The organism is Pseudomonas sp. MYb327, assembly GCF_040438925.1.
Lineage (GTDB): Bacteria > Pseudomonadota > Gammaproteobacteria > Pseudomonadales > Pseudomonadaceae > Aquipseudomonas.
The window spans coordinates 5884967-5898059 of sequence record NZ_CP159258.1; the positions used below are offsets into that span (position 1 = coordinate 5884967).

General features: G+C 59.8%; 14 protein-coding genes. 12 read left to right on the top strand and 2 right to left on the bottom strand.

Annotated features, from left to right (window positions below; genetic code table 11):
• From nadD to ABVN21_RS26700, 12 genes are all read left to right on the top strand, one after another.
• Nucleotides 1–690, top strand: coding sequence for a nicotinate-nucleotide adenylyltransferase (nadD, locus tag ABVN21_RS26645; RefSeq protein ID WP_339555433.1), 690 nt, complete (start codon nt 1–3; stop codon nt 688–690).
• Between the two features lie 73 nt (nt 691–763).
• Nucleotides 764–1258, top strand: a complete 495-nt coding sequence (gene rsfS, locus ABVN21_RS26650; protein ID WP_056855808.1) for a ribosome silencing factor — start codon at nt 764–766, stop codon at nt 1256–1258.
• A 9-nt stretch (nt 1259–1267) separates the two neighbouring features.
• Complete coding sequence (rlmH, locus tag ABVN21_RS26655; RefSeq protein WP_007937439.1) at nt 1268–1735, top strand: 23S rRNA (pseudouridine(1915)-N(3))-methyltransferase RlmH; 468 nt, start codon at nt 1268–1270, stop codon at nt 1733–1735.
• A gap of 10 nt (nt 1736–1745) precedes the next feature.
• Nucleotides 1746–3641 carry a penicillin-binding protein 2 gene (gene mrdA, locus ABVN21_RS26660; RefSeq protein WP_339555431.1) on the top strand — a complete coding sequence of 632 codons (1896 nt, stop codon included), beginning with the start codon at nt 1746–1748 and terminating at the stop codon, nt 3639–3641.
• 31 nt (nt 3642–3672) lie between these two features.
• A complete protein-coding gene (gene rodA / locus ABVN21_RS26665) occupies nt 3673–4776 on the top strand; it encodes a rod shape-determining protein RodA (protein WP_339555508.1) in 1104 nt (367 codons plus the stop codon).
• 17 nt (nt 4777–4793) lie between these two features.
• Complete coding sequence (mltB, locus tag ABVN21_RS26670) at nt 4794–5804, top strand: lytic murein transglycosylase B (protein WP_339555430.1); 1011 nt, start codon at nt 4794–4796, stop codon at nt 5802–5804.
• On the top strand, nt 5804–6808 hold the full coding sequence (locus tag ABVN21_RS26675) for a septal ring lytic transglycosylase RlpA family protein (protein WP_339555429.1): 1005 nt from the start codon (nt 5804–5806) through the stop codon (nt 6806–6808). The genes mltB and ABVN21_RS26675 overlap by 1 nt, the downstream gene beginning before the upstream one ends.
• Before the next feature lie 181 nt (nt 6809–6989).
• Complete coding sequence (locus ABVN21_RS26680; RefSeq protein ID WP_034148128.1) at nt 6990–8147, top strand: D-alanyl-D-alanine carboxypeptidase family protein; 1158 nt, start codon at nt 6990–6992, stop codon at nt 8145–8147.
• 84 nt (nt 8148–8231) lie between these two features.
• Nucleotides 8232–8507 (top strand): DUF493 domain-containing protein, encoded by a 276-nt coding sequence (locus ABVN21_RS26685; RefSeq protein ID WP_003215438.1) that lies wholly within the window; start codon nt 8232–8234, stop codon nt 8505–8507.
• On the top strand, nt 8507–9154 hold the full coding sequence (gene lipB, locus ABVN21_RS26690; RefSeq protein ID WP_339555428.1) for a lipoyl(octanoyl) transferase LipB: 648 nt from the start codon (nt 8507–8509) through the stop codon (nt 9152–9154). Before ABVN21_RS26685 ends, lipB begins: the two co-directional genes overlap by 1 nt.
• Nucleotides 9155–9179: 25 nt before the next feature.
• Nucleotides 9180–10178 carry a lipoyl synthase gene (lipA, locus tag ABVN21_RS26695; protein ID WP_162493947.1) on the top strand — a complete coding sequence of 333 codons (999 nt, stop codon included), beginning with the start codon at nt 9180–9182 and terminating at the stop codon, nt 10176–10178.
• A gap of 170 nt (nt 10179–10348) precedes the next feature.
• Nucleotides 10349–11296 (top strand): LD-carboxypeptidase, encoded by a 948-nt coding sequence (locus ABVN21_RS26700; RefSeq protein ID WP_339555427.1) that lies wholly within the window; start codon nt 10349–10351, stop codon nt 11294–11296.
• Between the two features lie 87 nt (nt 11297–11383).
• Here the strand turns inward: ABVN21_RS26700 and ABVN21_RS26705 are convergent, their stop codons facing one another.
• Both ABVN21_RS26705 and arfA read right to left on the bottom strand, forming a co-directional pair.
• The gene (locus ABVN21_RS26705; protein ID WP_339555897.1) at nt 11384–12706 is read right to left on the bottom strand and encodes a lytic murein transglycosylase; all 1323 of its coding nucleotides are present in this window, start codon (nt 12704–12706) and stop codon (nt 11384–11386) included.
• A gap of 62 nt (nt 12707–12768) precedes the next feature.
• The gene (arfA, locus tag ABVN21_RS26710) at nt 12769–12933 is read right to left on the bottom strand and encodes an alternative ribosome rescue factor ArfA (protein ID WP_339555898.1); all 165 of its coding nucleotides are present in this window, start codon (nt 12931–12933) and stop codon (nt 12769–12771) included.
• Nucleotides 12934–13093 lie beyond the last annotated feature (160 nt).

Here is a 13093-nt window from a genome sequence, read left to right on the forward strand (position 1 = left end):
TTGGGCGACCTCGACCCGTCAGCCCCGGTAACCGCCAGCGCGCTTCGACCTCGACGCATCGGCGTACTGGGCGGGACTTTCGACCCGGTGCACATCGGCCATCTGCGTGGTGCGCTGGAAGTCGCCGAATCGCTGGCGCTCGATGAGCTGCGTCTGACACCCAGTGCCAGGCCGCCTCATCGGAATACGCCGCAGGTGTCGGCGAAAGACCGACTGGCGATGGTCGAGTGCGCGGTGGCCGGTGTGGCGCCGTTGGTGGTGGACGCCCGCGAATTGCAGCGGGACAAGCCGTCCTACACCATCGATACCCTGGAGTTGATGCGTGCCGAAATGGCCGCCGAGACCCAGGTTTTTCTGCTTTTGGGCTGGGACGCATTTTGCGGCCTGCCCACTTGGCACCGCTGGGAAGAGTTGCTCCAGCATTGCCATATCCTGGTGTTGCAACGCCCGGATGCCGACAGCGAACCGCCGGATGCCTTGCGCAACCTGCTGGCAGCGCGCTCGGTGAGCGACCCGCTGGCCCTCAAAGGGCCGAGTGGACAGATTGCATTCGTCTGGCAGACGCCGCTCGCGGTATCCGCCACCCAGATCCGTCAACTGCTGGCCAGCGGTAAGTCGGTACGTTTCCTGGTGCCCGACGCGGTCCTGGCCTACATCGATGCGCACGGACTTTACCGTGCGTCGAACTGAATAGGAGTGCCTCAAGGCACGTGGCAACAACGTGTATTGAAGCGCCCGAACATACGAGCAAAACGAGTTTTTTATGACGAACAACGAAGTAAACAAAGTTAAGCGCAAAGGCACGTTCAAGAGTGCTCCGCTGCCGGAAAAGGTGCTCGCTGCCGAGCCGCCTAAAGGCGACGAGCTGGTCAAGATCGCTGTAGCGGCCCTGGAAGACGTCAAGGCCCAGGACGTGCTGGTCATCGACGTTCGTGACAAGCAGAGCATCACTGACTATATGATCATCGCCACCGGTACCTCCAACCGCCAGATCGGCGCGATGCTGGACAAGGTCCGTGAAGCGGTCAAAGCCCTGGGCATCAAGCCGCTGGGTGAAGAAGGCAAGGGCGACAGCGACTGGGTGCTGTTGGACATGGACGACGTGATCGTCCACATGATGACCTCCAACGCCCGTCAGTTCTACGACCTGGAGCGCCTGTGGAAAGGTGCCGAGCAGAGCCGTGCCGCCGATGGCAAACACCACAGCCCTGAAGTTGGTCACGAGCATTTCAACAAGCTCAACAAAGACCAGGAATAAGGAACGGCTGTGCGACTGCGACTGATCGCCGTCGGTTCACGCATGCCCAAATGGGTGGAAGAGGGCTGGCATGAATATGCCAAGCGTCTTCCGTCCGAGCTGGCGCTTGAACTGGTGGAAATTCCGCTCAACACGCGTGGCAAGAACGCCGACGTGGCGCGCTTCATCCGTCAGGAAGGCGAAGCCATGCTGGCCAAGGTCGGGCCGAATGAGCGCGTTGTCACCCTCGAAGTCCACGGCAAGCCCTGGAGCACCGAGCAACTGGCGGTCGAACTCGATCGCTGGCGGCTGGACTCGCGCACGGTGAATTTCATGGTCGGCGGCCCCGAAGGGCTGGCGCCTGAAGTCTGTGCCCGTGCCGATCAGCGCTGGTCGTTATCGCCCTTGACGTTGCCGCACCCGCTGGTGCGAATCCTCATCGGGGAACAGCTGTATCGTGCCTGGACAGTGCTGTCCGGCCACCCTTACCACAAGTAGTTCTGCTCTCATGTCCCAACCGATCCGCATCAAGGACCACGAAAAAGACGCCCGTCTGGTGCGTGGCCGCGTCGTGTTCGGGGCAATTGCAGTTGTGACGCTGATTGGCGTGTTGATTGCCCGTCTGTATTTCCTCCAGGTGATCCAGTACGAGTACCACTCGACCCTGTCGGAAAACAACCGTGTGCATGTGCAGCCGATTCCGCCGACCCGCGGGTTGATTTTCGACCGTAACGGCGTGGTGATTGCCGATAACCGGCCGAGTTTCAGCCTGAGCATGACCCGCGAGCGCTCCGGTGACTGGCAACAAGTGCTCGACGTGATCGTCGAAGTGCTGGAGCTGACGCCCGAGGACCGGGTGGTTTTCGAGAAGCGCATGCGCCAGGGACGTCGGCCGTTCGAGCCGGTGCCGATCCTGTTTGAATTGACCGAAGAGCAGATCGCCCGCATCGCCGTGAACCAGTTCCGGTTGCCGGGGGTGGAAGTGGTCGCACAACTGGTTCGTCACTATCCGCAGGGTGCGCATTTTGCGCATTCGGTGGGTTACATGGGGCGGATCAACGAAAAAGAACTCAAGTCTCTCGATCCAGTGAGTTACAGCGGCACCCACCAAATTGGCAAAACCGGCATCGAACGCTTTTATGAGCCGGAGCTGCACGGTCAGGTGGGTTACGAAGAAGTCGAGACCAACGCTCGGGGCCGCGTATTGCGGGTGCTCAAGCGTACCGAACCGATTTCCGGCAAGGACATTGTCCTGAGCCTGGACATCAAACTGCAGGAAGCCGCCGAAGCCGCGCTCGGTGGTCGTCGTGGTGCAGTGGTGGCGCTGGACCCGAAAACCGGCGAGGTGCTGGCGATGGTCAGTCAGCCGAGTTTCGACCCGAACCTGTTCGTCACCGGCATCAGCTCCAAGGCTTATTCCGAACTGCGCGACTCGATCGATCGACCGCTGTTCAACCGCGTGCTGCGCGGTCTGTACCCACCGGGTTCGACCATCAAACCAGCGGTGGCGATTGCCGGGCTGGACGCTGGTGTCGTGACGGCTTCGACCCGAGTGTTCGACCCCGGTTATTACATGCTGCCCAACTACGATCACAAATATCGCAACTGGAACCGCACCGGTGACGGTTTCGTCGACCTCGACACGGCGATCATGCGTTCCAACGACACCTACTTCTATGACCTGGCCCACAAGCTGGGGATCGATCGGTTGTCGGCGTACATGACCAAGTTTGGCATTGGTCAGAAAGTCTCCTTGGACATGTTCGAAGAGTCGCCCGGTTTAATGCCTACTCGCGAGTGGAAGCGTGCGACGCGCCGCCAGGCGTGGTTCCCCGGCGAAACGCTGATTCTCGGTATCGGCCAGGGCTACATGCAGTCGACCCCGTTGCAACTGGCCCAGGCCACCGCGCTGGTGGCCAACAAAGGCATCTGGAACCGTCCGCACCTGGCCAAGACCATCGAAGGCGAGAAGCCGGTGGATGAAAACCCGATGCCGGACATCATCCTGCGTGACCCGTCCGACTGGAGCAAGGTCAACCACGGCATGCAGCAAGTGATGCACGGCGCCCGCGGTACGGCGCGCAAAGCCTCGATCGGTGCGCAATACCGCATCGCCGGCAAGAGCGGTACGGCCCAGGTCGTCGCAATCAAGCAGGGCGAGAAATATGACCGATCCAAGGTTCAGGAGCGCCACCGCGACCACGCCTTGTTCGTTGGTTTTGCACCGGCTGACGACCCGAAAATCGTGGTCTCGGTGATGGTCGAGAACGGTGAATCCGGTTCTGGTGTCGCCGCGCCGGTGGTGCGACAGGTCATGGACGCCTGGCTTCTGGGCCCGGACGGCCGGTTGAAGCCCGAATACGCCAGCCCTATCAGTGCAGAGGCAACCGCCCGTGATGAATAACTTTGATCGCATGCTCTCCAGCGAGGATGTGATGCGTCGACGTGCGACGCTGCTGCAACGTCTGCACATCGACGGCCCGTTGCTGATTTTGCTGCTGACTCTCGCCGCCGGCAGCCTGTTCGTGCTGTATTCCGCCAGTGGCAAAAGCTGGGATCTCTTGGCCAAGCAAGCCACGTCGTTCGGTATTGGCCTGGTGTCGATGATCGTCATCGCTCAGTTCGAACCGCGCTTCATGGCCCGCTGGGTGCCGGTTGGCTATGTGATTGGTGTGCTGTTGCTGGTGGTGGTGGACGTCATGGGGCACAACGCCATGGGCGCTACGCGCTGGATCAACATCCCCGGCGTGATCCGCTTCCAGCCTTCGGAGTTCATGAAGATCCTGATGCCAGCGACCATTGCCTGGTACTTGTCAAAACGTACGTTGCCACCGCAGCTCAAGCACGTCGGCATCAGCCTCATGCTGATTGGCATCCCGTTCATTCTGATCGTGCGGCAACCGGACCTCGGCACTTCGCTGCTGATCCTTGCCGGCGGCGCGTTCGTGTTGTTCATGGGCGGCCTGCGCTGGCGCTGGATTCTCAGCGTGCTTGCCGCTGCCGTGCCGGTCGCCGTGGCGATGTGGTTCTTCATCATGCACGACTACCAGAAGCAGCGGATCCTGACGTTCCTCGACCCGGAAAGCGATCCGCTGGGTACTGGCTGGAACATCATTCAGTCGAAGGCAGCCATCGGCTCCGGCGGCGTGTTCGGCAAGGGTTGGTTGCTCGGCACTCAGTCGCACCTGGACTTCCTGCCGGAAAGCCACACCGACTTCATTATTGCGGTCATGGGCGAAGAGTTCGGTCTGGTGGGCATCTGCGCACTGCTGCTGATCTACCTGCTGTTGATCGGTCGTGGCCTTGTAATTACTGCTCAGGCCCAGACATTGTTCGGCAAATTGCTGGCAGGCAGCCTGACCATGACGTTTTTTGTATATGTTTTCGTCAACATCGGTATGGTCAGTGGCCTGTTGCCGGTGGTGGGGGTGCCGTTGCCATTCATTAGCTACGGAGGAACTTCGCTGGTGACGCTGCTGTCAGCGTTTGGGGTTTTGATGTCGATCCATACCCATCGCAAGTGGATCGCGCAGGTTTGAATAAGGTGAAGAGTTCAATGCAAGTAATGCGTGGCTGGGCGACTCGATACGCGCCATGGGTCGGCCTGGTAAGCATCCTTGGCACCGCGCAGGAAGCGTTGGCCGGCGATTACGAGGGCTCGCCACAGGTGGCCGAATTCGTCGGTGAAATGACCCGCGACTACGGTTTCGCCGGTGAACAGCTGATGGGCGTGTTCCGCGAAGCCGAGCGCAAGCAGTCGATTCTGGACGCGATTTCAAAACCCGCAGAACGGGTCAAGCAGTGGAACGAATATCGCCCGATGTTCATCACCGATGCGCGCATTGCCCGTGGCGTGGACTTCTGGCGTCAGCACGAGGCGGTCCTGGCGCGTGCCGAGCAAGAGTACGGTGTGCCGGCCCAGGTAATCGTCTCGATCATCGGCGTTGAGACCTTTTTCGGACGTAATACCGGCAATTTCCGGGTAGTCGATGCTTTATCGACCCTGGGTTTCGACTATCCTCCCCGTGCCGAATTTTTCCGCAAGGAATTACGTGAATTCCTGCTGTTGGCCCGTGAAGAGCAGGTTGATCCGTTGACCCTCAAAGGTTCCTACGCCGGTGCCATGGGCTTGCCACAGTTCATGCCGAGCAGCTTTCGCGCCTATGCGGTGGATTTCGACGGTGACGGCCACATCAATATCTGGACCAATCCGGACGATGCCATTGGCAGCGTTGCCAGTTACTTCAAACGTCACGGCTGGGTCGCCGGTGAGCCGGTAGTCAGTCGCGCCGATGTACGCGGCGATCAGGCGGATGAAGGTTTGACCACGGGCATCGAGCCGACTAAAACCGTCGGAGAGTTGCGGGCTCTGGGCTGGTCAAGTCATGATGCGCTGCGCGATGATATGCCGGTTACCGCTTTCCGGCTGGAAGGCGACAATGGCCCCGAATACTGGATGGGCCTGAAGAATTTTTACGCAATCACGCGTTATAACCGCAGCGTGATGTACGCCATGGCTGTACATCAACTGTCTGAACAGCTGGTCCAAGCACGGGGCGTCAAGTAATGCGGGCATTGCCTATGAATAAACCCCTGAAGCTGATGGCATTGGCCGCGCTGGCAGTGCTGGTCGCCAGTTGCTCGACCAGTCGCGCGCCGACACAGAAATCCACCACCGCCGTGCGCTCGGCGCCGGGGCTGGACATCAACCGTGCCCACAAGGATGGCGCGCCATGGTGGGACGTCGATGTATCGCGTATCCCGGATGCCACGCCGACCCTGCACACCGGCCCGTACAAGGCCAACCCGTACACCGTGCTGGGCAAGACGTACTTCCCGCTTCAGGAGTCCAAGACCTACGTGCAGTCAGGCACTGCCTCCTGGTACGGCACCAAGTTCCACGGTCAGAACACCGCCAACGGCGAAGTGTATGACTTGTACGGCATGAGCGCCGCGCACAAGACTTTGCCACTGCCAAGTTACGTTCGGGTGACTAACCTGGACAACAACAGGACAGTTATCCTGCGGGTCAACGACCGTGGTCCGTTCTATTCGGACCGGATCATCGATTTGTCCTATGCCGCGGCCAAGAAACTTGGCTATGCCGAAACCGGCACGGCGCGGGTCAAGGTCGAAGGTATCGATCCGCAGCAATGGTGGGCAGCCAAGGGCCGTCCGGCGCCTTTGATGCTCAACGAGCCGCAAGTCGCGCAGAATAGCGCCCCGGTGATCACGGCTTCGGCCGGTACGGTCGAGCAATGGACGCCACCGCCGCAGCAACACGCCGCCGCTGTTGTGCCTGTTCAGATCGATACAAAAAAACCATCCACAGCAGCCTCTGGCCAGTACCTTCAGGTGGGCGCGTTCGCCAACCCGGACGCTGCCGAACTGCTGAGATCCAAGCTCAGCGGGATGGTGAGCGCCCCGGTGTTCATCAGCTCGATCGTGCGCAATCAACAAACGCTGCATCGGGTACGCCTGGGGCCGATTGGTTCGCCGGGTGAAATACAGCAAGTGCAGAACAGTGTGCGCCTGGCCAATCTTGGTTCGCCGAGCGTGGTCACCGAGTAATACGTAGGACTTGTTTGACGGTTCATCTGCGGTCGGGGATGAACCAGGTTGTTGGCTCGTCGAAGAACAAAAGCCCGGCAAGGGTTGCAGAGTGAACGACTGAACACGCGATAACCCGTTAGAGGTTATTTGATTAGTTTTTGCCTTCGGGCAAGTTTCCATTAGCGATTTCGAGAGACGGATGAACATCACCACCTTTGCCAAACGCCTGTGCCTTCTAGTCCCGCTGCTCCTCTCGCCTGCCGCATTCGCGGTCGAGATGATGCCGTCGCCACCGCAACTGGCCGCCAAGGCCTACGTGCTCATGGACGCCAGCAGCGGCAACGTGCTGGTCGAAAACAATGGTGACCAGCGTCTGCCGCCAGCCAGTCTGACCAAGCTGATGACGGCTTACATCGCGACCCTGGAAATCCGTCGTGGCCAGATCGGTGAAAACGATCCGGTAACCGTGAGCGAAAACGCCTGGCGTACCGGCGGTTCGCGGATGTTCATCAAGGTCGGCTCGCAAGTGACTGTCAGCGACCTGCTGCACGGCATCATCATCCAGTCGGGCAACGACGCCAGTGTTGCGCTCTCCGAGCACATCGCCGGCAGCGAAGACGCGTTCGCCGACATGATGAACAAAACCGTTGGCGACCTGGGCATGACCAACAGCCACTTCATGAACCCGACCGGCCTGCCGAACCCTGAGCACTACTCGTCGGCTCACGACATGGCTGTGCTGGCTCGCGCGATCATCCACGAAGATCCGGCTCACTACGCGATCTACTCGCAGAAAGAGTTCTTCTGGAACGGCATCAAGCAACCTAACCGCAACCTGCTGCTGTGGCGCGACAAGACTGTCGACGGCTTGAAAACCGGCCACACCGACGAAGCAGGCTACTGCATGGTGTCTTCGGCCGTGCGTGATGGCATGCGCCTGATCGCCGTGGTGTTCGGCACCAACAGTGAAGTGGCTCGCGCCGCCGAGACCCAGAAGCTGCTGACTTACGGTTTCCGTTTCTTCGAAACCCAGACCTTCTACCAGAAGGGCGCCGAGCTGGCTCAGGCTCCTGTCTGGAAAGGTGCGACCAATCAAGTCAAAGCCGGCCTGGCTGAAGACCTGACCATGACCCTGCCGAAAGGCCAGCTGAAAAAGCTTGCTGCCAGCATGACCATGAACCCGCAACTGGTTGCGCCAATCGCCAAGGGCGACGTGATCGGTAAAGTCGAAGTCAAACTGGACGACAAAGTGGTGCACAGCGCCGACCTGATCGCTCTGGATGGCGTCGAAGAGGGTGGTATCTTCCGCCGCATGTGGGATAGCATCCGTCTATTCTTCTACGGCTTGTTCAACTGATAGTGTGCACCTGCATGGCCCCGCGCTCATCCGGCGTGGGGTTATGCCCGTCGCCACGGCTTACGCTTACGAGGCCGTTACGCCATGACCGATACCGAAGTAAAGGCGCCTAAGATCGAATTCCCCAACGTTGATTACCCGGTTAAGGTGATCAGCGATACCGGCGTAGGCAACAAAGACAAGATCATCGAGATCGTCAAGAAACACGCGACGATCAACCATGACCGTGTGGATGAGCGCCAAAGCACCAACGGCAAATACACCACTATTCAGTTGCACATCGTCGCCACCGACCAGGACCAGCTGTACAACATTAACAGCGAACTGCGGGCTACCGGCTTCGTGCACATGGTGCTGTGATGTCTGGCACGCTGGGCTTTCGCGAGCTCGGCCAGATGGCTTACGAGCCGGTCTGGCATGCCATGCAGCGCTTTACCAACGAACGCGGCAGCGATGCCGCCGACGAGATCTGGCTGGTCGAACACGCGCCGGTTTTTACCCAAGGTCAGGCCGGCAAGGCCGAACACTTGTTGCTGCCGGGAGATATTCCGGTGGTGCAAGTCGATCGCGGTGGTCAGGTGACGTATCACGGGCCCGGGCAACTGGTGGCTTATCTGCTGCTGGATGTGCGCAAGCTGGGATTTGGCGTGCGCGACCTGGTGAGCCGTATGGAGTCGTGCCTGATCGAGCTGCTCTCCAGCTATGGCGTGACTGCGGCGGCCAAGCCGGATGCGCCGGGTGTCTACGTCGATGGCGCGAAAATCGCTTCCCTGGGTCTGCGGATCCGCCACGGTTGTTCCTTTCATGGCCTGGCCCTGAACGTGGACATGAACCTGGAACCGTTTCGACGGATTAATCCCTGCGGCTACGCCGGGCTGGCGATGACCCAGCTGAGCGATCATGCAGGATCGATTGAATTTGCCGAGGTAAGTGCCCGGCTGCGCGCGCAGCTCGTCAAACACCTCGACTATGCTGAGCAGACGACCCTAACGGGCGGAATCGACTGATATGACTACTGATGCAGTGCAAACCATGATCCCGACGCAGGATGTCACCGAGCGTCCGGCCCCGCGTGCCAAGGTTGAAGCCGGCGTAAAGCTGCGCGGCGCCGAGAAGGTTGCACGCATCCCGGTGAAGATCATTCCGACCACTGAACTGCCGAAAAAGCCTGACTGGATTCGTGTGCGCATTCCGGTGTCTCCGGAAGTCGACCGCATCAAGGCGCTGTTGCGCAAACATAAGCTGCACAGTGTCTGCGAAGAAGCCTCCTGCCCGAACCTGGGCGAGTGCTTCTCCGGTGGCACCGCGACCTTCATGATCATGGGTGACATCTGCACCCGTCGCTGCCCGTTCTGCGACGTCGGTCACGGTCGGCCGAAACCACTGGACGTCAACGAGCCGGAAAGCCTGGCCATCGCCATTGCCGACTTGCGCCTGAAGTACGTGGTGATCACCTCGGTAGACCGCGACGACCTGCGTGATGGCGGTGCCCAGCACTTTGCCGACTGCATCCGCGAAATCCGCAAGCTGTCGCCGAACGTGCAGCTCGAAACCCTGGTTCCGGATTACCGTGGCCGCATGGACATTGCCCTGGAAATCACCGCCGCTGAGCCACCGGATGTGTTCAACCACAACCTGGAAACCGTACCGCGCCTGTACAAGGCTGCGCGTCCGGGTTCGGATTACCAGTGGTCGCTGACCCTGCTGCAACGCTTCAAGCAGATGATGCCGCACATTCCGACCAAGTCCGGCCTGATGCTGGGTCTGGGCGAGACCGACGACGAAGTGATTGAAGTCATGAAGCGCATGCGCGAACACGACATCGATATGCTGACCCTGGGTCAATACCTGCAACCGTCCCGCAGTCACTTGCCGGTGCAGCGTTTCGTGCATCCGGACACCTTCGCCTGGTTCGCCGAGGAAGGTTACAAAATGGGCTTCAAGAACGTCGCTTCCGGCCCTCTTGTACGTTCGTCGTACCACGCTGACGAGCAGGCGAAGCTGGTCAAGGCCGAGCTGATGTCGTCCTGATCCACGGCGCGACATGAAAACGCCCGCACGGCTTTAGGCCTTGCGGGCGTTTTTTTGTCCTGGATACGACAACTACCGTATTTTTTGTAATCACCTGGACAACAAACCCTCTTCTGTTTATTCCCGTTCCTGATTACTGTGTGCAGAGGTTTTACGCCAGGGAGATATGGATGACCGCTCGACCGACCCACACCCTTTGCCCTCATGCACCGGTCCCGCTATTGCCGTCAGAAGGGCAGATTGGCGTTATTGCACCGGCCGGTCCCGCTGCGCTGGACACTCGCAAAGCCGTGCAATGGATGCGCGCGCGGGGCTATTCGCTGAAAGTGTTTCCAGGCGTCTATGAGACAAGTGGCTACCTGGCGGGTAGTGATGAAGTGCGACTCAATGACTTGCATGCCGCCTTCGCCGACAGTGAGGTCGATGCGATCATCTGCCTGCGCGGGGGTTATGGCACGCCACGACTGCTCGACCAAATCGACTTCGATCTGCTGCGCAACAACGCCAAGCCTTTCATCGGTTACAGCGATATCACCGCGTTGCACCTGGCAATCAGCCGCTACGCCGGCTTCGTGACGTTCCACGGTCCGCTACTCAACGCCGATTTGTTGGGAAACCGCCAGCCGCCCACCGAGTTTTCTTTCTTCAACATGCTGAGTGGAGAAGTGAAGGCGGGTAGTGTTCTCGCGCACCCGAAGGCTTACCCGTTGACCACTATCGAGCCCGGCATCGCCCATGGGCGCTTGTTGGGGGGCAATCTGTCGATGATCGCCGCGACCATGGGCACGCCTTACGAGATCGATGCCGAAGGCGTGATCCTGTTTATCGAAGACATCAACGAGCCGCTGTATCGCATCGACCGATTGCTGACCCATCTGCGGCTGGCTGGCACGCTGCACAAGCTGCGGGGCGTACTGGTGGGGGATGTGGCGGGTGTAGAAGTGACGGCGCTGGAGCGATTGCTCAAGCAGACGTTCGAGCCGTTGCAGATTCCGGTGCTGTCGGGGTGGCGCAGCGGGCATTGCGACCCGAACCTGACTTTGCCGATGGGGGCGTTAGTGAGGCTGGATGCGGGGAGTAAGGAATTGGTGTTGGAGCAGGATGTTGTTACCCGGTAAATAGCAAAAAAGATCGCAGCCTGCGGCAGCTCCTACAGGGATTCGTGTTCCTCTGTAGGAGCTGCCGCAGGCTGCGATCTTTTGCTTTTAACGGTTACGCAGGCCTTCCAGCAACTTATGCGTTGGATAACCATCCGCCGGCCAGCCAAATGATTGCTGGGCGCTGCGGATCGCCTTGCGCGTATTGGCGCCGATGATGCCGTCGGCGTTGCCCGCGTCGTAGTGCTGGGCGCTCAGCAGGTTTTGCAATTCAATCCGCTCGGTGCGGCTCAACGGCAAATCATCTTTCGGCCAGGTGCCGCTGATCAGGCCCCCGCCGTTGAAACGCTCGGACAACAGGCTCACCGCCAGGGCGTATGAAGACGAGTTGTTGTACTTGAGGATCGCCCGGAAGTTGTCGAGTACCAGGAACGCCGGACCACGATAACCGGCCGGCAGCAGCAACGCTGCGGAGAGTTGCTCGGTGCCTGGCGGAACTTGGCCGCCGTCAGGCATCATCACGCCCAGTTGCCGCCACTCGGCGACACTCTTGCGGATCGTGCCATCGGCCAGCACGTAGTTGAAGCTGCTTGGCAGTTGCACTTCGAAGCCCCACGGCTGGCCTTTCTGCCAGCCGGAGCTTTGCAGGTAGTGCGCGGTCGAGGCCAGCGCATCAGCGGTGCTGCCCCAGATATCGCGCCGACCGTCACCATCGAAGTCCACTGCGTGAGTGTTGTAGGTGGTAGGAATAAATTGGGTCTGGCCCATGGCGCCAGCCCAGGAGCCAAGCATTTTCTCGGGTTCGATATCGCCTTGCTGCAGGATCTGCAGGGCGGCGATCAATTGCGCGTGGGCGAAACCGGGACGCCGGCCTTCGTAGGCCAGGGTCGCCAACGAATTGATCACCGACTTGCTGCCCTGGAACTGGCCGAAATTACTCTCCATGCCCCACACCGCGACCAATGCCTGACGGTCGACACCATAGCGCTGTTCGATGCTTTGCAGAATGCCATCGTATTGGCTGACCAGCGCCTGGCCTTTGCGAACCCGCAGGGGGGACAGCGCGCCATCGAGGTATTCCCACACCGGTTTTGCGAATTCCGGTTGGCTGCGGTCGGCGCGGATCACGCTCGGGTCAAAGCTGACATTGGCAAAGGCCCGGTCGAACAGATCGGCCCGGATGCCGGCCGCGAGGGCGTCCTTGCGGAAACCTGCCTGCCATTCGGCGAAGGTTTGAGTCGGCTGGATATCGAGGTTTTCGCCGTTTGGAACCACAGGCGGGATGACCGCTGGAGCGGTGGCGACGGGAAGTGACTGAATCGGCTGGGCGTCGGCGGCGGTGGGTTTTTCCGCGCAGGCGACTAGCAATATGAGGCTGGAGGCAGCAATCAATTGGCGCACGGGCCAACGATGGGAAAGACTAAAGGGCATGCACGGGTCCAGGAAATACGTATCAAGTACAGACCTTAACATGTTGAGCGTTCGCATGCCTTTCAGGCTGCCAGAAAGTAAGAAGCCTCCCAGCTATTAGACTGGAAGGCTTCGCGGCGGTAGCTGACTTTGCCTTTGCCGGCTCGTTCCTGACGGCTGCGGAACAGTGGCTGGGCGATGATGGATTTGGCCTTGTTGGGGCCGTGTTTGGACGGCTTTTTGCTCATGATGATCTCTCGCAATTGAGGGTTTTTTGCGGGGTAAATCTTCGGCTGAAGTTGGGGTTCTGTCCAGCCCCACGATGTGTAGGAATGCTGATTTGTGGCGAGGGAGCTTGCTCCCGTTCGGCTGCGAAGCAGTCGTAAACTTGTAAGCGCGTTTGACAGA